A 21,551-nucleotide genomic window follows, 5' to 3' on the forward strand; every position below is an offset into this window, starting at 1 on the left:
TTCCTTATTTGGCGGGTGTGCGCTGTCCCTAAATTTATGTTGGGGAATCCGGTTTGTTGAGTTTCAGTCATTTCCGATAAATCACCGCAACATTAAATTTTCAGATTCCCGCCTTCGCGGGAATGACGGTGGAGGGGTTTCTGTTTTCCCGATAAATACCCACAAGCTAGGATCTCGTTATTTTCATAAGAATAGAAAACCAAAAGCAGCAACCTAAAATTCGTCATTCCCGCGCAGGCGGGAATCCAGTCCGTTCGGTTTCGTTTGTTTTAAGTTTCGGGCAACTTCTACTTCGTCATTCCCACGAAAGTGGGAATCCGGTTCGTTGAGTTTCAGTCATTTCCGATAAATCACCGCAACGTTAAATTTCTAGATTCCCGCTTTTGCGGGAATGACGGCGGAGAGGGTTTGTTGTTTCGGATAAATCCCTGTAGTTTTTCGTTTCCAGATTCCCGCCTGCGCGGGAATGACGGCACGGGAAATCTTATTTGTATAATCTTGCCCTACTATTCAAACAAGGCATTGCCTTGTGAGTGCAAAGGCGTTGGAACTAAGTTTACCCAAGGTTGCACTTACTCAAATTTAAAGCCCCTGCTTGTTAGCGGGGGCTTTTATAAAATATAAAAGATAAAAGTTAATATAGCACCTAGCAATAATGCACCTAGTATTTTTAATTTATTTTTTGTATCTTTCTCTTGCCACGGTTTTTCATCAAAAAGTTCACTAAAAAAATCAAAGACAGTGTGCCAAATAGCTTTCCATAGTTCCATTTTGTTTCTTCAATAAAATTTTGAACCTACTATCTTAATCGGCTGCAAAATGCCGTCTGAACAGGTTTCAGACGGTATTTCTGTTTATGCGAAATCGCCCCAAAGTGTCTGCATCGCGGCGAGGGCGGCGAGGGCGGCGGTTTCGGTACGCAGGATGCGTTTGCCCAATGTTACGGCTTGGAAGCCGGCATCAAATGCCTGTTGTTCTTCCTGTTCTGTCCAGCCGCCTTCGGGCCCGACCATAAAGACGATTGCGCCGGACGGGTGGCGGATGTCGCCGAGTTTGCGGGCGCGGTTGATGCTCATAATCAGCTTGGTGCTTTCAGACGGCATTTTGTCGAGTGCTTCACGGTAGCCGATGATGGGCAGTACGGGGGGAACGGTGTTTCTGCCGCTCTGTTCGCACGCGGAGATGACGATTTCCTGCCAGCGCGCGAGGCGTTTGGCGGCGCGTTCTCCGTCGAGGCGGACGATGCAGCGTTCGCTGATGACGGGCTGTATGGCGGTTACGCCGAGTTCGACGCTTTTTTGCAGGGTGAAATCCATGCGATCGCCGGAGGAGATGGATTGTATCAGTGTGATGTTGAGCGGGGACTCGTTGTCGGTTGTGTCTTCGTGCAGGATTTCGGCTTCGGCGCGGCGTTTTTCCAAAACGGTCAGCTGTGCGGCGTGTGCCTTGCCTTTGCCGTCGAAGAGGGTGATGTTTTCGTTGGGGCGGACGCGCAGGACGTTGAGGTGGCGGACGATGTTGTCGGGCAGGGCGACGGTTTGTCCGACGGAAAGGTTTTCGGGCAGGTGGAATCGGGGCATAGTTTTTGGCGGTTCGGACGGTTATAATCTGTCGCAGCGGCGTGATGGAAACGGACATTATAGTGGATTAAATTTAAACCAGTACAGCGTTGCCTCGCCTTGCCGTACTATTTGTACTGTCTGTGGCTTCGTCGCCTTGTCCTGATTTAAATTTAATCCACTATATACGTTCGCGCGCCGCAAGTTCAAAATATGAGGACAGTAGGAAGTGTTACACCGTTTGCAGAAAGTCGTGCGCCATATCGCGCAAACCGAAATTATGCCGCGTTTTTTGAATACGCCGTCTTGCCGCAAGGAAGACGGTTCGATGTTGAGCGAGGCGGACATTGCCGCGCAGACGGCTTTTGCCGCCGCGTTGCCGCTTTTAATCGACAGTCCAATGTTGGGCGAGGAAATGTCGCGGCAGGAACAGTCGGCTTTGTGGGAACAATATTCGGGGGAAAAGGGGCTGTGGATTGTCGATCCGATAGACGGGACAAATAATTTTGTCAACGGGCTGCCGCATTTTGCGGTGTCGGTGGCGTTTGTCCGCAACGGGCGTGCCGAGTTGGGCGTAATCTACAATCCGGTCAGCGGCGAATGTTTTTATGCCGAACGGGGGCAGGGGGCGTTTTTAAACGGGACGCGCCTGCCTTTGCGTCTCGTGGATAAAAAACTCAATGAGGCGATTGCGGGCGTGGAAATCAAATATCTGCGTTCGGGCAAACTTTCCAGCCGCATGAGTACGCTCGCGCCTTTTGGAACGATACGGAGTATGGGCAGCAGCACGCTGGACTGGTGTTATCTGGCTTGCGGGCGTTATGATGTTTATGTTCACGGCGGGCAGAAGCTGTGGGATTATGCTGCGGGTGCGTTGATTTTCGAGGAGGCGGGCGGCAGGCTGACGACATTGGAAGGCGACGGATTTTGGAGTGGTGAACACGTGTTCAAACGCTCGGTCGTTGCCGCGCTCGAACCGAAGCTGTTTGAACGCTGGGTCGGGTGGATACGGGAAAACCAATAGGTTCAACAGGTTTGTTAATATATTTTCACGATTAACGTTTCTTAACATTAATTCGGGTACAATCCTTTCCGCTGATTACCGCTGCCGTTTCTCCCTTTTCGGCAGTGCAGCAAGTAAGACGTTTTCCCGCAATGTATTGACCATTCATACTTACCCTTGGTATGAATGGTTTTTTTTGCGCGTTGAAAATGCCGTCTGAACGTTCAGACGGCATTTTTATGCGACAGGTTTCAGATATTTGCCGCAGCAGGCTTTGAATTTTTTGCCCGATCCGCAAATGCAGGGTTGTTTCATCGCAGGATGCGGAACGGTGGGATCGATAAAATACCATTGTCCGCCGATGTTGACGAAGCCGGACAGTTCGTGATGTGCGGATCGGTGTTGTCCGTCTTGGAAGCAGGCTTCAAATTCGACTTGGGCGTGCTGTTTGCCGAAGTTGCGGTGTGCGATGACATTCAAGCCCAGCCATTCGGTTTCTCTGCTCCACTGCATCAGTTCGGCGGCATCGAGGAATGTTTGTTGCGCCGGAACGGTAGTAGCGATGATGTAGTCGATAAGGTGCAGCACATATGCGCTGTACCGCGAACGCATGAGGGCTTCGGCGGTGGGCGGCAGGATATGGCGCAGATGAAGCGGTTGGCAGCAGCCGGCATAGCTTGTGCCTGAACCGCAGGGGCAGGGCGGGGTGTGGTGTGTGTTCATTTTGTTTGGGAATGCAAATGCCGTCTGAAAGGGCTTCAGACGGCATGGTTGAAAAAGTTGTCTGTTAAGGCATCAGCATACCGCCGTTGACGTGCAGCGTCTGACCGGTAATGTATTTTGCTTGGTCGGAAGCGAGGAACAGAACCGCATCGGCAATATCTTGCGCGTCGCCGAATCTGCCCAAGGCGGTTTGGGCGGTAAAGGTTTGGCGGGTTTCTTCGGGCAGGGCGCGGGTCATGTCGGTGTCGATAAAGCCCGGGGCAACGCAGTTGACGGTAATGCCCCGGCTGCCGACTTCGCGCGCCATAGATTTGGCAAAACCGATTAAGCCCGCTTTTGCGGCGGCATAGTTGGTTTGCCCGGCATTGCCCATTACGCCGACGACGGAGGTGATGTTGATGATGCGGCCGGAACGTTGTTTCATCATACCGCGCAAGACGGCTTTGGAGGCGCGGAAGACGGATTTTAGGTTGACCTGCATGATGTCGTCCCACTCTTCTTCTTTCATACGCATCAGGAGGTTGTCGCGGGTGATGCCGGCATTGTTGACCAGAATGTCGAGTTTGCCGAACGTTTTTTCGATGTCGGCAATCAGGCTTTCGACGGTTTCGGGTTCGGCGGAATTTAATACGCGGCCTTCGCCGCCCCATTGCACCAACCGCTCGCTAATCGCCGCCGCACCGCTCTCGCCGGTTGCCGTACCGATGACTTTCGCGCCGGCCGCCGCCAGCGTGTCGGCAATCGCTGCACCGATACCGCGCGATGCGCCTGTTACCAAAGCGATTTTGCCGCTTAAATCTTGTGTGCTCATATTTTTTCCTTTTTTCCGATAACCAAAGGACTGTGCCGTATTGAACAGCACAGTCGGCCGTTTATTCCCATTCAATCGTGGCAGGCGGTTTGCCGCTCACATCGTAAACCACGCGGTTGATGCCTTTGACTTCGTTGATGATGCGGTTGGACACTTTGCCCAACAAGGAATACGGCAGTTCCGCCCAATGCGCGGTCATAAAGTCGTTGGTGATGACGGCACGCAAGGCAACAACGTAGTCGTAAGTGCGTCCGTCGCCCATCACGCCGACGGATTTGACGGGCAGGAACACGGCAAAGGCTTGGCTGGTCAGATCGTACCAAGACGTGCCGTTTTCATCGGTGGTGTTGCGCAATTCTTGGATGAAAATATCGTCTGCCTGACGGAGCAAGTCAGCGTATTCTTTTTTCACTTCGCCCAAGATGCGTACGCCCAAACCGGGGCCGGGGAACGGATGGCGGTACACCATTTCGCGCGGCAAGCCCAAAGCAACGCCCAATTCGCGCACTTCGTCTTTGAACAAATCGCGCAACGGCTCAAGCAGCTTGAGCTTCATGTTTTCAGGCAGGCCGCCGACGTTGTGGTGTGATTTGATGGCGTGGGCTTTTTTGGTTTTCGCGCCTGCGGATTCGATTACGTCGGGGTAAATCGTGCCTTGCGCCAGCCATTTGGCGTTGGTGAGTTTTTTCTCTTCGGCATCAAATACTTCGATAAATTCCGCACCGATGATTTTGCGTTTTTTCTCGGGGTCGGTTATGTCGGCGAGTTTCGCCATGAATTGCTCTTCGGCATCGACGTGAATCACTTTCACACCCAAGTTGCGGGCGAACATATCCATCACCATTTTGCCTTCGTTCAGGCGCAAAAGCCCGTGATCGACGAACACGCAGGTCAGTTGGTCGCCGATGGCGCGGTGAATCAGCGCGGCGGCTACGGAAGAGTCCACGCCGCCGGACAAACCCAAAATCACTTCGTCGCTGCCGACTTGTTCGCGGATTTTGGCAACGGCTTCTTCGATGTAGTTGGGCATCGTCCAGCCTGGTTGCGCGCCGCAGATGTCCAAGACAAAGCGGTTCAACAGGGCGCGGCCTTGTTTGGTGTGGGTCACTTCGGGGTGGAACTGGATGCCGTAGAATTGTTTTTCGGCGTTTTCCATCATGGCAATCGGGCAGGACGAGGTGTCGCCGATGACGGCGAAACCGTCGGGCAGTTTGGAAACTTTATCGCCATGGCTCATCCATACGTCGAGTGTGTTTGGCGCATCGTCTTGAATGCCGCGTGTCAGCTCGCTGTCGATGGTTTTAACTTGCGCATAACCAAATTCACGTTGGTTACCCGGGGTAACTTCGCCGCCCAAGTGGTGCGCCATAAACTGCATGCCGTAGCAGATACCCAAAACCGGAATGCCCAAATCAAAGATACCGGTATCGGCTTGGTAGTCGGATTCGTAAACGGAATTAGGGCCGCCGGAAAGGATGATGCCTTTGGGGTTGAAGGCTTTGATTTCGTCCAAAGGCATATCGAAGGAATGCAGCTCGCAGTAAACGTGGGCTTCGCGCACGCGGCGGGCGATCAGCTGGGTAACTTGCGAGCCGAAGTCGAGAATAAGGATTTTGTCTTGGGTCATAATGGGTTTTACGGTGATTGAAGATAATCGGATGGGTCGGCAGATATGATGCCGTCTGAAGGGGTCGGGGTGATTGTACCATTTCAGACGGCATTTTGTTTATGCCGTCCGGACGGCAGCATCTTTGTTTGAGATATTGCGTAACATCGTGTAGTAGCCGTTTTGGGACATCAGTTGTTCGTGTGTGCCTTGTTCGATGATTTTGCCGTCGTCCATCACGATGATGCGGTCGGCCCCTTCGATGGTGGTCAGGCGGTGGGCGACGATGATGCCGGTGCGGTTTTCCATCAGGCGTTCGAGCGCTTGTTGGACGAGGCGTTCGGATTCGTTGTCCAATGCGCTGGTGGCTTCGTCCAATAATAATATCGGCGCGTCTTTCAAAATGGCGCGGGCAATGGCGACGCGTTGCCGCTGTCCGCCGGATAAGTTGCTGCCGTTTGATCCGATGGGCTGGTGCAGTCCGAGCGGGGAACTGTCAATCAGGCTTTGCAGGTTGGCGGCTTGGAGGGCGGACAGGACTTCGGATTCGCCCGCGTCGGGACGGCTGTATCGGACGTTTTCAAATAGGGTGTCGTCAAACAGGAATACGTCTTGGGAGACGAGGGCGAATTGGGCGCGCAGGCAGTCGAGTTTGATGTCGGCGATGTCGATACCGTCTATGCAGATGTTGCCGGCAGACGGTTCGACAAAGCGGGGCAGCAGGTTGACGACGGTGGATTTGCCGCTGCCGGAACGTCCGACCAGGGCGACGCGTTCGCCTTGTCTGATGTCGAGGTTGAAGCCGTCGAGGGCTTTGATGCCGTCTGAACGGTATTCGACATCGACGTTGCGGAAGCTGATGCGCCCTTCGACACGCTGCGGCGCGAGCGTGCCTTTGTCCTGTTCGGGCGGGGTGTCGAGAAATGCACATACGCCGTCGGCGGCGAGGAACATCGTCTGCATAGGGATGCTGATGTTGGCAAGGCTTTTGATGGGTGCGTACATTTGCAGCATCGCGACGATGAATGCCATAAATTCGCCGATGGTGGTGTAGCCGTTTTGGCTTTGCCACAGGGCGATGAAGATGACGACGGCGAGGGCGATCGAGGCAATCAGTTCGCTGAACGGGGAATGTGCCGCCGTTGCCTGCGTGATTTTTTTGCTGAGGCGGACGATGGTGCGGTTGACCGCGTCGAACCGGTTTGCCGCCTGCACCTGCCCGTTGAACAGCTTGACGACGCGGTGTCCTTGATGGGTTTCGGCAATCACGTTGTTCATCGTGCCTATGCTTTTTTGCGAGTCGGAAATGACGTGTTTTAGACGGTCGCGGTAGTAGCGCGAGAGCAGGGAGAGCAGGGGGAACATCAGGACGACGATAAGGCTGAGCTGCCAGTTGAGGTAAAGCAGGACGATGGTTAGGCCGGTAACAATCATCGTGTCGCGCGTGAGGACGGTGAAGATGTCGCTGGCGTTACTGACCGACTGTTCGGTCAGGTTGAGCATATTCATCAGTACGGTGCCGGACGGCGTTTCCTGATGGTAGCGGGAGGAAAGGGTCAGCATTTTGGCAAACATATCTTTGCGGATTTTGCTGATGGTCATCACGGAGACCCAAGTCATCAGATAGGTGCTGGTAAAGCGGCAGATGCCCCGGATGATGACGAGGATGATGAGAAAGAGCGGGACGGTCCAGATTTTGTTTTCCGTCCCCCAAACCATATAGGTAAACTGTTCGCGCCAGTTTTGCAGGGTGGAAATGATGCCGGCGGCGGCAGACAGCTCGGGCGGCGCGGCAGGTGCGGAAAAGCCGTGGTTAATCAGGGGGGCGATGAAGGCGGCGAGGTAGCTTTCGGTGGCGGCAACGCCGAAAATGGCAATCAGGGCGGCAACGATGCGGATTTTGTAGGGGCGGACGTATGCCATCAGGCGCATAAAGCTGCGCGCGTCTTCTTTTTTAAACAGTCCGAAAGTCAGTTTTTCTATCATGTCGGTGGGGCGGGAACTGCAACGGCAGCCGCTGTCGGTGGTTTGGTCGTCATCAATTATAGCGCAAATATGCGGCTGTTTGCCGTTCGGACGTGAAAAGCAGCCTGAAGAGGGCAGGCTGCTTTTTGCGGAACGAAGTCAGTGCGCTTCGATAAAGGCGGCAACCTGTCCGGCATCAGTCAGCGCGCTGCACGCGGCGGCCTTGTTGATGCGTTTTGCCAAACCTGCCAACACTTTGCCCGGGCCGCATTCGGCGGATTCGGCAATGCCGTCTGAAACGAGGGCGTTGACGGTTTCCGTCCAGCGTACGGGGCTGTAAAGCTGGCGGACGAGCGCGTCTTTGATTTTGTCGGCATCATCGTAGGTGGCAACGTCGGCATTGTGGATGACGCGGATTTGCGGCTGCTTGATTACAACCGATTTCAGGGCCTCAGCGAGTTTGTCGGCGGCGGGTTTCATCAGGCTGCAATGGGAAGGTACGGATACAGGCAGCGGCAGGGCGCGTTTGGCACCGGCTTCTTTGGCAACGGTCATGGCGCGCTCGACGGCAGCGGCATTGCCTGCAATCACGACTTGTCCGGGCGAGTTGAAGTTGACGGCTTCGACCACTTCATCCTGTGCGGATTCGGCGCAAATCTGCCTTACCTGTTCATCTTCCAAACCCAAAATTGCCGCCATTGCGCCTACGCCTTGCGGTACGGCGGATTGCATCAGTTCGGCGCGTAGGCGCACGAGTTTGATGGCGTCTGCAAAATCCAATGCGCCGGCGGCGACAAGCGCGGTATATTCGCCGAGGCTGTGTCCGGCAACGGCGACAGGCGTTTTGCCGCCCGCTTCCAAATAGGCGCGGTAAACGGCAACGCCGGCGGCGAGCATGATGGGTTGGGTATTGACGGTTTGTCCGATGATTTCGGCATCGCTGCCGTTTATCATCGCCCACAAGTCTTGACCCAATATGGCGGATGCTTCGTCAAATGTGTTTTTGACGACGGCATGCCCTGTAAAGCCGTTCATCATGCCGAGGCTTTGAGAACCTTGTCCGGGGAAGAAGAATGCGAAAGACATGGTATTCCTTTGTTTGGTTGGATAATCAGGTATTCTGCCCGAGTTTTACGAAAAATTCAGGCGGGACAAAATAATATAGTGGATTAACAAAAATCAGGACAAGGCGACGAAGCCGCAGACAGTACAAATAGTACGGCAAGGCGAGGCAACGCCGTACTGGTTTAAATTTAATCCACTATAAATCAGGATGAGGGTCGCCAGGACATTACCCGAAACAGTCAGACGGAACAGTACAACAAAACGCTTTTTCGCCGTTTTATGTCTGAATATCCTACTGCCCAAGTATGCGCCCGTCCAACCGCCGAACAAGGCAGGCAGGAGCAGGCGGTATTCGGGAATGCGGTACTTTCCCTGTACGGCACGCCGTTTGTCTATGCCGTAAAGTGCAAACGTATAGAGGGACAATATTGCGTAATACGCTCCCAATAGGGGACATAATATGAAAACAGCGGATAAAAAGGCTGTGCATATTGTCAGCTTGAGGAAAGACAGTTGCTTCATAGGATGGGAAATGCCGTCTGAAAACTTGTTTCAGACGGCATCAGGTTAATATTCCATCAATACCGCGCCCCACGCGAAACCGCCGCCGATGCCTTCGAGCAGCAGGTTTTGACCGCGTTTGATTTGTCCGCTGCGGATGCCCGTATCCAAAGCCAGCGGAATCGAGGCGGCGGACGTGTTGCCGTGGTCTTGGACGGTTAAGATCACTTTGTCCATGCTCAGCCCCAAATGTTTCGCAGTGGATTCGATGATGCGGCGGTTTGCCTGATGGGGAACAATCCAGTCGATTTGTTCGGCGGTATAACCGACTTCGCTGATGACTTCATCGGCAATTTTCGCCAGCATTTTGACGGCGAATTTGAATACGCTTGGTCCGTCCATAGTGATATAAGGCGATCCGCAGATTTTTCCTTCGGCGATTTGTCCGGGCGCATTGAGCAGGTTCAGGTAGTTGCCGTCTGCCTTCAGCTTGCCGTGGATGATGCCCGGTTTGTCCGACGCGCTTAAAACCACCGCACCCGCACCGTCGCCGAACAATACGCAGGTTGTACGGTCGTTCCAGTCTACAATGCGGCTGAAGGTTTCCGCGCCGATGACCAGTGCGTTTTTCGCCATGCCGCTTTGAATGTAGGCGTTTGCCGTAGTCAGCGCGTACATAAAGCCCGCACACACCGCCTGAACGTCGAAGGCGGGGCAGCCGTTGGTTATGCCCAATTTTTGCTGCACGATGGTTGCAGTAGACGGAAACTGCATATCCGGCGTTGCCGTTGCCACAATAATCAAATCGATTTCGCCGCTGTCCAATCCGGCAGCATCCAGGGCGCGGCGGGCCGCTTCGGTTGCAAGATCGCTGGTTTTCTCGTTTTCGGCTGCAATATGGCGGAATTTAATGCCCGTGCGCGCGGTAATCCACTCGTCAGAGGTATCTACCTTTTGGGCAAGGTCGTCATTGCTGACGCGGTTGGCGGGAAGATAGCTGCCCGTGCCGGAAATTTTGGCATACTGCATGGGAACGGCCTTTTTAGAGAGTTGGTTCAGATTCGGCTATTGTAAGCGAAAAACCGATGATTGCCCAATACGGGCAGGGTGCAAATGACGGAAATCGGGATGGGGGTGTGGTTTGGGATACAGATGGTTTTCAGACACAGATTGCCGTGGACGGGCGGGGCGGGGTTGCCGATATGCTGTTTTAAGCGAAGGAAATGCCGTCTGAAAACCCAAGCTGCTTCAGACGGCATTTTGATTGTTGGTTTTCCATCAAATTATTGGTGCTGGTGTTTGTTTTTGTATCATAAATTCAGAAATGATATTTTGAATTGTAGAAATATTTTTAGAGATATGCTCAATAGGGTAGGAATCTCCCCAAATTTCCATTGTATTTCCACTATAATTTTCCGTTTTAAGGTTTTTGACTTCAATATCCTCGCCTTCTAAAATTGTTTGAATCATTGGCAAATATAGTGGATTAAATTTAAATCAGAACAAGGCGACGAAGCCGCAGACAGTACAGATAGTACGGAACCGATTCACTTGGTGCTTCAGCACCTTAGAGAATCGTTCTCTTTGAGCTAAGGCGAGGCAACGCCGTACTGGTTTAAATTCAATCCACTATAATATCCTTTTTCAAAATAGACAGTTAATTCGGTATTGCCAAATTTGGGCTCAGGAATAATTCTGAAAACAAGGACTCCGGCTTTTTTCTCAAAATTTGATATGGAAAAAAAAGCGATTGATTTCCCTAATGTCAGGATTTTCCAAAACGGGGATTTGGATTCGCTCCCCGTTGTCTGCCATAAAAAATCCGCCAAAAACAACCGTCGATGTTTTCATTCTTATCAAATCATTGGTTTTATTCGCCAATCGGACGTGCTTTCTATCTCAAATTCCTTGTTGATAAAAGAAATTTCCCGGGATTCTTGTTCCGTCAGCCGGACATCGAAATCTTCGATATAAGTACACAGGATTTCAAAAGCCAAAAAACGTTCCGAATCAAGCACACCATGTTCCCAAAAGATTGGGATGAGGCTAGAATTAGGGCTGAAGTTACTTCGGCTTGGGAGAAAAGAAAGGAATTAGAAGGTCAAAAATGGAGAGGTACAAGTAAATCTGGTGTTGAAATAGAAGGATTTACGGAACCTAATCGAACAGCTTATCCACTTTATAATAGTAAATGAAGTATTGATTAAAAAGGTGTTTTTAAATGTATAAAATAAAATGTTTTTATGATCAGTTTAGTTCTGGTGAATTATTTAACTACTGCCAGTTTTTAGATAATTCTTCTAATCAAAAGATAAATACACGAGGAACAGTGTATCAATATATTATTTATGTTTTAACAGGAGACCTTTATCTACAAAAAGACATAGATGAAAATTTAGAATTTATCCATCAAGCAGAAAATAATCCCAATGAAGTTTATTCAGGAGGTGGACAAGGTTTTTGCTGGGATATTTCTGCTGAAAAAGTAGTTTTCTATCACAACGAATTTGATGAAGAAGACGGCTGGCCTGATTTAAGCTGTTCGCTGCATACTTTTAAAACTGCTTTAATTGCTTGGAATGCTTTTTTGCAATTGCCTAAAAGTATTCATTCGGTGGTGGAGACTGTGATTGAGGAATAAGCATAATTAGCTTAATGAATAGAATCAGCGATATAGATTGGACTGCAAATCCACGCTTATACGCTGTGCCATGATTAAGATGTTAGAACTTGTATTGAATACAAGTTCTCATAAACGAATGGCAGTAAGCATTTGATTTAGATAAAATCCTTGAAAATGAATATAATCCAATGCGGATTCAATCAGACGGGCATCAAGCCTGCCTTCAAGGGATTTTCCGAACTTCATAATCCGTTTGTCTAGAGCTTTCATCCGTTTTTCTAATGTCTTCACTTTTCAAATACTCCGGGCGATATTTAGGACAGGTCTTTTTGTTATTTTGAATAAAATACAGGTTCTACCGCGCTGATCACTTCTATGACAGAATCGTTGAAAAAGAAGACATAAGCCTTGTAATATGCCTTTTCGAAGAAATCAAAACTTTCTTTTTTCAACCAGTCCATATAACTGTCATCTATTATTTCAAAAAAATAATGTGGTGTAGCAGGATTTTTATCACAATGATTTTTTGCTCTGTTTTGGAATAAATATTCTGAAAATTTTACTTTATAAGATTCATCCGTCAGTTGGAAATGAATGACGGAGTCTATAAATATTTCAATGTGCACTTCCTTATTGCAATCGGATGCTGAAATATTCACATCTTGTTCAGTAGCATAAACCTTATCCAAATAAAATCTGCAGTTATTTTTTGGGAATTGTAACGGTTTGATTTTATAAATATTATTATTCATGATTTTTATTGATTTTCCAGTAAATCTTCGTCTTACCTGGTTTTGAATATTTTCGCACTGGATGGGCGTTTTGATCGGTAAGGTGGACAGATGCCGTCTGAAACGGTTGGTTTTCAGACGGCATAGGGTGTGTTTCTTTACAAGTCGGCGGCGATTTCGTTTTGGACTGCTTTGGCAGCTTCGAGTGCGGCGAGCTGTTCGGCTACGCCCTGTTCGAGTTTTGAAGGGCCGGCGGACTTGGCTTCGTGGTAGGCTTCTTCGAGCGCGTAGCGGAAACCGGTTTCGTCTGTGCCGCCGTGGCTTTTAATCACGATGCCGCGCAGTCCGAGCAGGATGGCTCCGTTGAATTTGCGCGGGTCGAGTTTGTTTTTCAAACCTTTGAGGGCGGGCAGGGCGGCAACGGCGGCGAGTTTGTTGAACAGGTTGCTTTGGAATTCGCGGCGGATGGCGCCGCCCATAAATTTGACCGCGCCTTCGATGGTTTTGAGCATAACGTTGCCGACAAAGCCGTCGGCGACGACGACATCTGCCTCGCCGTAGAGGATGCCGTTGCTTTCGATGTTGCCGATAAAGTTGAGTTTGCTGTTTTGCAGCAGTTTGTAGGTTTGTTTGACGGTGTCCGTGCCTTTGATGTCTTCCGTGCCGACGTTGATCAGTCCGACGCGGGGCCGCCCTTTTTGGGGATGGAGGGCGTGGAAGAGTTCGCTGCCGACAATGGCGAACTGGGCGAGCTGTCCGGGGGTGCAGTCGACGTTTGCGCCGAGGTCGAGCGCGAGTGTGACGTGGTCGGTGTCGGACGGGAGGAATTTGGCGATGGCGGGGCGTTCGATGCCGGGTATGGTTTTGAGGACGAAGCGCGCGGTCGCCATCAGTGCGCCGGTGTTGCCTGCGGAAACGGCGGCTTGGGCCCTGCCTTCTTTGACTTGGTTGACGGCGACGCGCATAGAGGAGTCTTTTTTGTTTTTCAGGGCGGATTGCGGCGCTTCGTCCATCCCGACGACTTGCGTGGTGTGGCAGATGTCGATGCGCCCCATCGGCGCACCTGCCGCGTTCAGGGCTTGGCGCAGTTGCGCTTCGTCGCCGGTCATAATCAGGCGGACATCGGGGTGTGCTTGGAGGAATGCGGTTGCTCCGGGCGCGGTGACGGCAAGTCCTTGGTCGCCGCCCATAGCATCTACGGCAAGTGTAATCATAGGGTTCTCCGGTAGGTGTTTCCGGCAGGTTTTCGGTCTGAGGCAGAGGTCGTGCTGGCTTCAGACGGCATCGGTTCGGAAAATATGCCGTCTGAAAGGATCAGCCTCGACCGGCTTCGGCAAGGCGGTTGTGTTCGTCGATGTCGGTTGCGTCCCACGGATAGTTGATCCACCAGTCTTCCACGGTGATGCCGCTGAAGTAGGGGATGCCTTCGGGGATTTTCCCGGCTTTGGCTTTGATTTTTTCGTGCAGGACGGCAACGCCGACAGTGCCGAAATCTTCTTTGAGCAGTTCGTTCAGGCAAAATTCCATCGTAACGCGGCTGTCGTCCACTTCGTCGACAACCAATATATTTTTACCCTGCAAGGCTTCGGGGACGGGATCCAGCCATTGGACTTTTTTGACTTCTTCCGTAACCTGTCCCTCGTTGTCGCTGTCGTAATAGGCGGTGGTAACGGCGTAAATCGGGATTTCCAGAAAACAGCGCAGCATACGTGCCGGAATAAAGCCGCCGCCGCCGATGGCGATCATCGCATCGTATTTGATGCCGGAGTTCTGGATTTTTTCCGCCAATGCTTTGATGACGCGGTGGATGTCGTCGTAGGTGTACCAGATTTTCTGTATCATCGGAGTATCCTCGGTGTCTTTGGATATGTATTTCAATATACGGGCATTATACGGAACAGTCCGATTCCGTGTATTGACGTATGGCGAAAGTTTGGACGGATAGCGCGCCCAATGCAAAAAAAGCCAGTAATTGCGTGGCAATGTCCTGGCTTTTTCAGTCAGTCGGATAGGGCTTATTCGCCTTTGGCTTTGACCACTTTGCGGCCGCGGTACATACCGTTGGGGGAGATGTGGTGCGGGCGGTGTACTTCGCCGGTCGCGCCGTCGACGGACAGGGAAGGCGCGGTCAGCGCGTCGTGCGAACGGTGCATACCGCGTTTGGAAGGGGATTTTTTGTTTTGTTGAACGGCCATTTCAAGCTCCTGGATAAATAAACTGTGTCCTAATCAATTGCTTTTCAAACCTGCCAAAACAGCGAAGGGGTTTGGTTTGTCCCGATCGGCTTTTTCCGGTGTCCCGTTGCCGCCGCAGTCTTCGTGCCGTGGGGAGAAGGGGAGCGACATCAGGATTTGGTCTTCGACCAGGGTCCGCACGTCAAGCTCTTTTTCGAGCAGCATACCTTCCAATTCTTCATCGGCAAGCATCGCTTCATCCAAGTCTTTCTCGTCGGAAAACAAGACGATGCGGGCGGTTTCGTCGAGCCGGAACGGCAGGGGCGCAATGCACCGCTGGCAAACCAGGGGCATATCGGCTTTGACGCCCAAGTCGAGGAACAGGCGTTGCAGCCGGTCGCGTCCGCCTTGCAGCGTAAACGACACGCGTGTCTGTTTGTCGGCGGGATAATCGTGCGAACTGACGCGTTCGTCCAATTCTTCGAGCAGGAAGCCGCCTTGCAGGCTCCGCCCTTCGGCGGCGAAAACTTTCGGGTCAATCAAATTAGGGTCTGACATAAACGGGGTATGATATAATTTAGATGTTCTAACGTCAATATTTTTAAGAAAAATGTTACGGTGTGCCGGAGGGGGTGTCCGAGTTTCGGCTTATGTGCGGATTTTACCGCCCCTTCGGGCGTGTTTTCAACGGTAAGGAGGATGGGATGGGTTTGAAGCTGCCTTTGATTTTGGGTACGAGTTCGGTTTTCCGCCGCGAACAGATGGAAAGGCTCGGCATCGCCTTTCAGGCGGCATCCCCCGATTTTGACGAAACGCCGATGCTGGGGGAGTCTGCCCCTCAGACGGCATTGCGCCTTGCCGAAGGTAAAGCGCAATCATTAATCGGACGTTTTCCGGAGTCCTTGATTATCGGGGCGGACCAGGTGGCGTGGTGCGACGGCAGGCAGTGGGGCAAGCCGATGAACCTTGCCAACGCGCAAAAGATGCTGATGCATTTGAGCGGCAGGGAGATTGAGTTTTACAGCGCGGTCGTGCTGTTGAATACGGTTACGGGCACGATGCAGCGGCATATCGATAAGACTGTGGTCGTGATGAGGCAGTTGGACGAGCTGCACATCCTCCGCTATTTGGAGCGCGAGCCTGATGCGGTTTATTGCTCGTGTGCGTTGAAGAGCGAGGATTTGGGTGCATTGTTGATCGAACGGATTGAAAGCAGCGATCCGAATGCTTTAATCGGTTTGCCGGTTTTCCGTCTGGTCGATTTCTTGAAAAATGAGGGAGTGGATGTTTTGTAACTGCCCGTTTATGCCGTCTGAAGGGTTCAGACGGCATTTTTAACTGACGAGTGAGGGAATGATGTTTCCTGTTTTGTATTTGATTCCTACGCCTTTGGGCGCGCCGGACACGCCGTGCCTGTTGCCGCACGAACAACAGGCGGTTGTCGGGCTGACGGATTTTGTCGTGGAAGCGGAAAAAACGGCGCGTGCGCATTTGAAACATTTGGGCGTGACTACGCCTATCCGCGAGCTGAATCTGCAAACACTGAATGAACACACGGATTTGAAGACTTTGCCGGAATTGCTGAAACCTTTGCAAGAAGGGCGCAGTATGGGCATTGTCAGCGAGGCGGGTTGCCCGGCCGTTGCCGATCCGGGCGCGAATTTGGTGGCGTTGGCGCATAAACACGGTTTTGAAGTACGGCCTTTGGTCGGACCGTCCAGCCTGCTGCTGGCGCTGATGGCTTCGGGCGCGAACGGGCAGAACTTTGCGTTTAAGGGTTATCTGCCGTCTGAAAAAAATGAACGCATTCAGAGTTTGAAGGCTTTGGAGCAACGTTCGCGGCAGTGCGGCGAGACGCAGATTTTTATTGAAACGCCTTACCGCAATGATGCGCTGCTTGCCGATGCGGTGGAAAACCTGCATTCTGAAACGCGCTTGTGTGTAGCTGCGGATTTGACCTTGCCGACACAGGAAATCATCAGTCGGACAATCGCGCAGTGGCGGAAAAGGAAAGAAATGCCGAATTTGAAAAAACGTCCGACGATTTTTGTGATGTATGCGGGTTGAAGATTTCCGCCCCGATAGGGGGTGAACAATAAAAATGCCGTCTGAACAGGTTTCAGACGGCATTTTTCATGCTGCGGCATTTAGGAAACGACTTCGCCTTGGGCGCGTTGTTTTTCGATGCTGCGGTTGATGTGCCATTGCTGGGCGATGGTTAAGAGATTGTTGACCACCCAGTACAATACCAGACCGGCAGGGAAGAAGAAGAACATGACGGAGAAAACCAAAGGCATGATTTTCATCATTTTCGCCTGCATCGGGTCGGTCGGCGGCGGGTTCAGATAGGTTTGGGCGAACATCGTTGCCGCCATAATGATGGGCAGGATGTAGTAGGGGTCGGAGCGGCTAAGGTCGGTAATCCAGCCCAGCCAAGGTGCCTGACGCAATTCTACGGAGGCGAACAACGCCCAGTACAAGCCGATGAATACGGGGATTTGCAACAGCATAGGCAGGCAGCCGCCCAGCGGGTTGATTTTCTCGTCTTTGTAAAGCTGCATCATCGCCTGCTGTTGCGCCATGCGGTCGTCGCCGTATTTCTCTTTGATGGCTTGCAATTTAGGTGCGGCGGCACGCATTTTTGCCATAGAGCGGTAAGAGGCGTTGGTCAATGGATACAGTACGGCTTTGACAATGATGGTCAAAACGACGATTGCCCAGCCCCAGTTTCCGATAATGTTGTGCAGTTGGTTCAGGAGCCAGAAGAGCGGCGATGCGAACCAGTGTACTTTGCCGTAGTCTTTTGCCAGTTGCAGTTTGTCGGCGATGCCGGCGATAACGGAAGTGGTTTGCGGGCCGGCATACAGGTTGACGGCGGTTTCGGCTTTCGCGCCGGCCGGGATGGCGGCTAAAGGCACGCCGACGCTTGCGCTGTACAGCTTGTCGTTGCGGCGTTTGATGTCGATGTTGCACTCGCCTGCGGCGCAAACGCTTTGTCCGCCTTTAGGCTGCAAAATCCAAGCGGACATAAAGTGGTGTTCGATCATACCGAGCCAGCCGGTCGGGGTTTTGCGGATGTATTCGGCTTCGGATTTGCCGGATTTGGCATCGTCGTCCAAATCGGAGAAGCTGACTTTTTGGAAGCCGCCTTCAGGGGTGTAAACCACCGGGCCGAGGTAGGAACGGGTGAAGTAGCCTTGGCCTTCGGGTTGGCTGCGGTCGCGGACGATGCGGTAGTCCGCGCTCAGGTTGGCGGGCTTGCCGCCGGTGTTGGCAATGTCGAAGCGGACGTTAACCAAGTAGCTGCCTTTGGTAAAAGTATAAACTTTGTCGATTTTCAGTCCGTTTGTTTCGGGCGCACTCAGGCGGACTTCGACTTTGTCGCCGTTGAGGCTGTATTGTTTTTGCGGAGCGGTAAAGCCGATGCCTTTCAGAACGTTGTTGCCTTGTGCGTCCAAAAGCTCGGATTGGGCGACGTAGGTGTATTCTTTGCCGTCGCCAAATAGGACGAAGGGTTTGTGTTCGTCGCCGGTTGCTTTGTATTTGAGCAGGGTCAGCCGGCGCAGGTCGCCGCTTTTTTCATCAATGACGGCTTGAACCGTGTCGGTCGTTACGGTAATCGGCGTTGCGGGCGCGAGCGCGGCTTCGGCGGAAGCGGTTGCGGCGGTTTGCCGCTGTTGCTGTGCGGCCTGTCCGGGCGCGGGCGCGGTTTGGGGGGCGGGGAACATTTTTTCCCAGCCGATCATAATCGCCAGCGCGATGGCGAAGAACGCGGTGAGTCTTTTAAAATCCATAAGAGTTTCCTGAATGGTCGGAAACGCCGCGGCACGCGGGTTCCGATAGGCGGGGGATTACGGCAGGCTTTATACCCGGCGGTCGTGCCGCCTGCCCGAAGTTTCAGACGGCATTATATAGAAACCGATGGGAAATAAAAGAAAAGCGTGCAGTTCGGGCGGCGGGGCGGTTCAGGGGACGGGGTCGTGTCCGTGTCCGCCGAGGGGGTGGCAGCGGGCGATGCGTTTTGCCGCAAGCAGCCCGCCTTTGAATGCGCCGTATTTTTTGACCGCTTCGACCGCGTATTGCGAACAGGTCGGCGTATAGCGGCAGCGCGGCGGAATCAGCGGGCTGATGCAGTATTGGTAAAACCTTACCAGCCCCAGCAGGAGTTTGGACAATAGGAAATTCATCGGGATGCCTTTATGTGAACCGGATGCCGTCTGAACCGCGCCGGTCGTTGCGCTATGCCTGTTTGCCGCGTTCCGATGCCGGATCGCCGGACATCAGCCGCGCCAGCTCCGAGCGCGCCTGCCTTGCGGTATCCCTGTCGAATTTCCGACGGACGCGCACGACGAAATCCTGAGGCGGAAGATTGTTTTTGTTCAACCTGAACCAGTCGCGGATGACGCGTTTCATATAGTTCCGCTCGTTGGCGCGTTTGGCGGTTTTTTTGCCGACGACCAGTCCGATGCGGGGATGCCCCGCCCCGTTGCAGTCGGAACGCGCAACTTGCAGGAAGTCGAGGCTGCGGCGGTTTCTGAATGCAAAAACGGATGAAAAATCATCCGTTTTCAACAAGCGGTACTGCCTTCCGAAGCGGCAGTCCAAAATTACACCGCCAGGCGTTTGCGGCCTTTGGCGCGGCGTGCCGCCAATACTGCGCGGCCGCCGCGCGTTTTGGAGCGCACGAGGAAGCCGTGGGTGCGTTTGCGTTTGGTAACGGAAGGTTGGTAAGTGCGTTTCATAATGCTTTCCTAAAAATCGGTAAATAAATAAACCGCGAATTACACTCCAATTTGCCGATTTTGTCAATCAATAGAGAAACTTTGCCGGGAAGCCGGCCGATATGCGCGCATTTCTGTGGATAAATTTTTGCCGGTATTGTGGATAAAATGCCGGCGGGTCGGTATAATCGGCAGACCGCATTTTAAGCCCGTGCGCGTTTGGAACGTTTGCTTTCCCTTTAGAAAACATTATTTTCCCCGGTCGTGTTTGAATAATCTCCCGCTCTTGCCCGTGGCGGGGAAAACGCCCTTTCTTTTCGGATATGAACCTGTTTTATTGGATAAAAAGCATTTTCCTTGGCCGATAAGGCCGTACCGGCGCCCTATTGGGAACACGGTTTTTCTTTTCTGATTTTTTTTGCTGCCGATTTGGGTTTGTCTATGACACTAGCAGAATTTTGGCCGATGTGCCTCCGCCGCCTTCACGATACCCTGCCCCCGGGGCAGTTTGCACAATGGATTGCCCCCCTTACCGTCGGCGAGGAAGACGGGGTGTGGGTGGTGTACGGCAAAAACCAGTTTGCCTGCAATATGCTCAAGAGCCAGTTTGCCGGAAAAATAGAAGCAGTGAGGGAAGAGTTGGCTGCCGGCCGTTCCGCCTTCGTATTCAAACCGGGAGAAGGCGTGCGTTATGAGATGGCGGCGGTTGAAGGTGCTGTCGAACCTGCCGAGCCGTCCTTGCACGCGGTGTCGGAGGGGATGCCCGTGCAGGAGGTTCTGTTGGACGAGCTGCCGTCTGAAGGGCCTGCCAAATCCGTACAGGCGAAAACGGCGGCGGATATTTTGGCGGAACGTATAAAAAACCTCCCGCATGAGCCGCGCCATACTGCCGAACCTGCTTCCCGTCCGGAATCGGAGGTGCTTGCGAAAGCGCGGACTGATGCGCAGCGTGATGCGGAAGAGGCGCGTTACGAACAAACCAACCTGTCTCCGGATTACACGTTTGATACGTTGGTCGAAGGTAAGGGCAACCGCCTAGCAGCTGCCGCCGCGCAGGCGATAGCGGAAAGTCCGGGACAGAGTTATAACCCGTTTTTTCTCTATGGCAGTACGGGTTTGGGTAAAACCCACTTGGTTCAGGCCGTGGGTAACGAGCTGTTGAAAAACCGTCCCGATGCGAAAGTGCGCTATATGCATTCGGACGACTACATCCGCAGCTTTATGAAGGCGGTTCGCAACAATACCTACGACGTATTCAAGCAGCAATACAAGCAATACGACCTGCTGATTATCGACGACATCCAGTTCATCAAAGGCAAAGACCGTACGATGGAAGAGTTTTTCTATCTGTACAACCATTTCCACAACGAGAAAAAACAGCTCATCCTCACTTGCGATGTGTTGCCTGCGAAAATCGAAGGCATGGACGACCGGCTCAAATCGCGTTTCTCTTGGGGTTTGACTTTGGAACTCGAGCCGCCCGAATTGGAAATGCGTATCGCCATTTTGCAGAAAAAGGCAGAGGCGGCGGGTATCAGCATCGAAGACGAGGCGGCATTGTTTATTGCCAACCTGATCCGTTCCAATGTGCGCGAATTGGAAGGTGCGTTTAACCGTGTCAGTGCGAGCAGCCGCTTTATGAACCGGCCGGTTATCGATATCGATTTGGCGCGTACCGCTTTGCAGGACATTATTGCCGAGAAGCACAAAGTCATTACCGCCGACATCATTATTGATGCCGTTGCCAAATATTACCGTATCAAAATCAGCGATGTGCTCGGTAAGAAACGGACACGAAATATTGCCCGTCCGCGCCAGGTGGCGATGAGCCTGACCAAAGAACTGACCACGTTGAGCCTGCCGTCTATCGGCGATTCGTTTGGCGGGCGCGACCATACGACCGTTATGCACGGCATCAGGGCGGTGGCGAAACTGCGCGAGGAAGACCCCGAGTTGGCGCAGGATTATGAGAAACTGCTGATTCTGATTCAAAACTGACCGGACACGCCTTTCAGACGGCATGACATTGCCCATGCCGTCTGAAAGGTAAGAAATCCAACCGATTCAAG

General features: G+C 52.4%; 25 protein-coding genes and 5 pseudogenes. 6 read left to right on the forward strand and 24 right to left on the reverse strand.

Annotated features, from left to right (window positions below; translation table 11 throughout):
* Positions 1–611: 611 nt before the first annotated feature.
* A complete protein-coding gene (locus Q3O12_RS10025; protein WP_301670297.1) occupies positions 612–770 on the reverse strand; it encodes a transporter in 159 nt (52 codons plus the stop codon).
* Between the two features lie 84 nt (positions 771–854).
* Positions 855–1,580, reverse strand: a complete 726-nt coding sequence (locus Q3O12_RS10030; RefSeq protein WP_301670298.1) for a 16S rRNA (uracil(1498)-N(3))-methyltransferase — start codon at positions 1,578–1,580, stop codon at positions 855–857.
* Positions 1,581–1,788: 208 nt separating this feature from the next.
* Here Q3O12_RS10030 and Q3O12_RS10040 point away from each other — a divergent pair, with 208 nt between their 5' ends.
* On the forward strand, positions 1,789–2,583 hold the full coding sequence (locus Q3O12_RS10040) for an inositol monophosphatase family protein (RefSeq protein ID WP_002235217.1): 795 nt from the start codon (positions 1,789–1,791) through the stop codon (positions 2,581–2,583).
* Between the two features lie 216 nt (positions 2,584–2,799).
* Here the strand turns inward: Q3O12_RS10040 and Q3O12_RS10045 are convergent, their stop codons facing one another.
* From Q3O12_RS10045 to Q3O12_RS10100, 11 genes and pseudogenes are all read right to left on the reverse strand, one after another.
* Positions 2,800–3,285 (reverse strand): YchJ family protein, encoded by a 486-nt coding sequence (locus Q3O12_RS10045; protein WP_196428559.1) that lies wholly within the window; start codon positions 3,283–3,285, stop codon positions 2,800–2,802.
* 64 nt (positions 3,286–3,349) lie between these two features.
* Positions 3,350–4,096 (reverse strand): 3-oxoacyl-ACP reductase FabG, encoded by a 747-nt coding sequence (gene fabG / locus Q3O12_RS10050; protein ID WP_301670299.1) that lies wholly within the window; start codon positions 4,094–4,096, stop codon positions 3,350–3,352.
* A 61-nt stretch (positions 4,097–4,157) separates the two neighbouring features.
* Positions 4,158–5,723, reverse strand: coding sequence for a glutamine-hydrolyzing GMP synthase (guaA, locus tag Q3O12_RS10055; RefSeq protein WP_301670300.1), 1,566 nt, complete (start codon positions 5,721–5,723; stop codon positions 4,158–4,160).
* Between the two features lie 99 nt (positions 5,724–5,822).
* Entirely contained in the window at positions 5,823–7,688 is a 1,866-nt protein-coding gene (gene msbA / locus Q3O12_RS10060) for a lipid A export permease/ATP-binding protein MsbA (RefSeq protein WP_301670301.1), read from the reverse strand.
* A 138-nt stretch (positions 7,689–7,826) separates the two neighbouring features.
* Positions 7,827–8,753, reverse strand: a complete 927-nt coding sequence (gene fabD, locus Q3O12_RS10065; protein ID WP_301670302.1) for an ACP S-malonyltransferase — start codon at positions 8,751–8,753, stop codon at positions 7,827–7,829.
* Positions 8,754–8,846: 93 nt separating this feature from the next.
* Positions 8,847–9,254, reverse strand: coding sequence for a DUF1294 domain-containing protein (locus Q3O12_RS10070; RefSeq protein WP_301670303.1), 408 nt, complete (start codon positions 9,252–9,254; stop codon positions 8,847–8,849).
* A gap of 45 nt (positions 9,255–9,299) precedes the next feature.
* Positions 9,300–10,262: a beta-ketoacyl-ACP synthase III gene (locus Q3O12_RS10075; RefSeq protein ID WP_301670304.1), complete on the reverse strand. Its 963-nt coding sequence runs from the start codon at positions 10,260–10,262 to the stop codon at positions 9,300–9,302.
* A 26-nt stretch (positions 10,263–10,288) separates the two neighbouring features.
* Complete coding sequence (locus tag Q3O12_RS10080; RefSeq protein ID WP_301670305.1) at positions 10,289–10,492, reverse strand: hypothetical protein; 204 nt, start codon at positions 10,490–10,492, stop codon at positions 10,289–10,291.
* Between the two features lie 19 nt (positions 10,493–10,511).
* Positions 10,512–10,709, reverse strand: a pseudogene (locus Q3O12_RS10085) (DUF6911 family protein); the annotation flags it as partial.
* Between the two features lie 155 nt (positions 10,710–10,864).
* Positions 10,865–11,084 (reverse strand): annotated as a pseudogene (locus tag Q3O12_RS10095) (DUF6911 family protein); the annotation flags it as partial.
* A gap of 5 nt (positions 11,085–11,089) precedes the next feature.
* Positions 11,090–11,242, reverse strand: a pseudogene (locus Q3O12_RS10100) (MafI family immunity protein); the annotation flags it as partial.
* Between the two features lie 3 nt (positions 11,243–11,245).
* Here Q3O12_RS10100 and Q3O12_RS10105 point away from each other — a divergent pair.
* Positions 11,246–11,428, forward strand: a pseudogene (locus Q3O12_RS10105) (EndoU domain-containing protein); the annotation flags it as partial.
* A 26-nt stretch (positions 11,429–11,454) separates the two neighbouring features.
* Positions 11,455–11,874, forward strand: a complete 420-nt coding sequence (mafI, locus tag Q3O12_RS10110; protein ID WP_002214231.1) for a protein MafI — start codon at positions 11,455–11,457, stop codon at positions 11,872–11,874.
* 138 nt (positions 11,875–12,012) lie between these two features.
* On the opposite strand, the pseudogene Q3O12_RS10115 reads toward mafI, so the two are convergent.
* The 7 genes and pseudogenes from Q3O12_RS10115 to Q3O12_RS10145 form a co-directional block, all read right to left on the reverse strand.
* A pseudogene (locus tag Q3O12_RS10115) lies at positions 12,013–12,147 on the reverse strand (MafI family immunity protein); the annotation flags it as partial.
* A 41-nt stretch (positions 12,148–12,188) separates the two neighbouring features.
* Positions 12,189–12,608, reverse strand: a complete 420-nt coding sequence (locus Q3O12_RS10120; protein WP_003712665.1) for a hypothetical protein — start codon at positions 12,606–12,608, stop codon at positions 12,189–12,191.
* A complete protein-coding gene (locus tag Q3O12_RS10125) occupies positions 12,601–12,732 on the reverse strand; it encodes a hypothetical protein (protein WP_003751048.1) in 132 nt (43 codons plus the stop codon). The genes Q3O12_RS10120 and Q3O12_RS10125 overlap by 8 nt, the downstream gene beginning before the upstream one ends.
* 13 nt (positions 12,733–12,745) lie before the next feature.
* On the reverse strand, positions 12,746–13,801 hold the full coding sequence (plsX, locus tag Q3O12_RS10130) for a phosphate acyltransferase PlsX (RefSeq protein ID WP_301670306.1): 1,056 nt from the start codon (positions 13,799–13,801) through the stop codon (positions 12,746–12,748).
* Positions 13,802–13,901: 100 nt separating this feature from the next.
* Entirely contained in the window at positions 13,902–14,429 is a 528-nt protein-coding gene (locus Q3O12_RS10135; RefSeq protein WP_003712662.1) for a phosphoribosyltransferase, read from the reverse strand.
* 173 nt (positions 14,430–14,602) lie between these two features.
* Positions 14,603–14,782: a 50S ribosomal protein L32 gene (rpmF, locus tag Q3O12_RS10140; RefSeq protein WP_003708384.1), complete on the reverse strand. Its 180-nt coding sequence runs from the start codon at positions 14,780–14,782 to the stop codon at positions 14,603–14,605.
* A gap of 33 nt (positions 14,783–14,815) precedes the next feature.
* Positions 14,816–15,319 carry a YceD family protein gene (locus Q3O12_RS10145; protein ID WP_013449529.1) on the reverse strand — a complete coding sequence of 168 codons (504 nt, stop codon included), beginning with the start codon at positions 15,317–15,319 and terminating at the stop codon, positions 14,816–14,818.
* 146 nt (positions 15,320–15,465) lie between these two features.
* Here Q3O12_RS10145 and Q3O12_RS10150 point away from each other — a divergent pair, with 146 nt between their 5' ends.
* The gene (locus Q3O12_RS10150; RefSeq protein ID WP_115178343.1) at positions 15,466–16,056 is read left to right on the forward strand and encodes a Maf family protein; all 591 of its coding nucleotides are present in this window, start codon (positions 15,466–15,468) and stop codon (positions 16,054–16,056) included.
* 58 nt (positions 16,057–16,114) lie between these two features.
* A complete protein-coding gene (locus tag Q3O12_RS10155) occupies positions 16,115–16,828 on the forward strand; it encodes an SAM-dependent methyltransferase (protein ID WP_301670309.1) in 714 nt (237 codons plus the stop codon).
* An 80-nt stretch (positions 16,829–16,908) separates the two neighbouring features.
* Here Q3O12_RS10155 and yidC read toward each other — a convergent pair whose 3' ends face one another.
* From yidC to rpmH, 4 genes are all read right to left on the reverse strand, one after another.
* On the reverse strand, positions 16,909–18,555 hold the full coding sequence (yidC, locus tag Q3O12_RS10160) for a membrane protein insertase YidC (protein ID WP_301670310.1): 1,647 nt from the start codon (positions 18,553–18,555) through the stop codon (positions 16,909–16,911).
* A 171-nt stretch (positions 18,556–18,726) separates the two neighbouring features.
* Positions 18,727–18,948 (reverse strand): membrane protein insertion efficiency factor YidD, encoded by a 222-nt coding sequence (yidD, locus tag Q3O12_RS10165; protein WP_013449525.1) that lies wholly within the window; start codon positions 18,946–18,948, stop codon positions 18,727–18,729.
* Between the two features lie 52 nt (positions 18,949–19,000).
* Positions 19,001–19,366 (reverse strand): ribonuclease P protein component, encoded by a 366-nt coding sequence (gene rnpA / locus Q3O12_RS10170; RefSeq protein WP_301670311.1) that lies wholly within the window; start codon positions 19,364–19,366, stop codon positions 19,001–19,003.
* Between the two features lie 2 nt (positions 19,367–19,368).
* A complete protein-coding gene (rpmH, locus tag Q3O12_RS10175) occupies positions 19,369–19,503 on the reverse strand; it encodes a 50S ribosomal protein L34 (protein WP_002214728.1) in 135 nt (44 codons plus the stop codon).
* A gap of 420 nt (positions 19,504–19,923) precedes the next feature.
* Here rpmH and dnaA point away from each other — a divergent pair, with 420 nt between their 5' ends.
* Positions 19,924–21,480 (forward strand): chromosomal replication initiator protein DnaA, encoded by a 1,557-nt coding sequence (gene dnaA / locus Q3O12_RS10180; RefSeq protein ID WP_301670312.1) that lies wholly within the window; start codon positions 19,924–19,926, stop codon positions 21,478–21,480.
* Positions 21,481–21,551 lie beyond the last annotated feature (71 nt).

It is taken from the genome of Neisseria benedictiae (assembly GCF_958267435.1).
GTDB classification, from domain to species: Bacteria; Pseudomonadota; Gammaproteobacteria; order Burkholderiales; family Neisseriaceae; genus Neisseria; species Neisseria bergeri.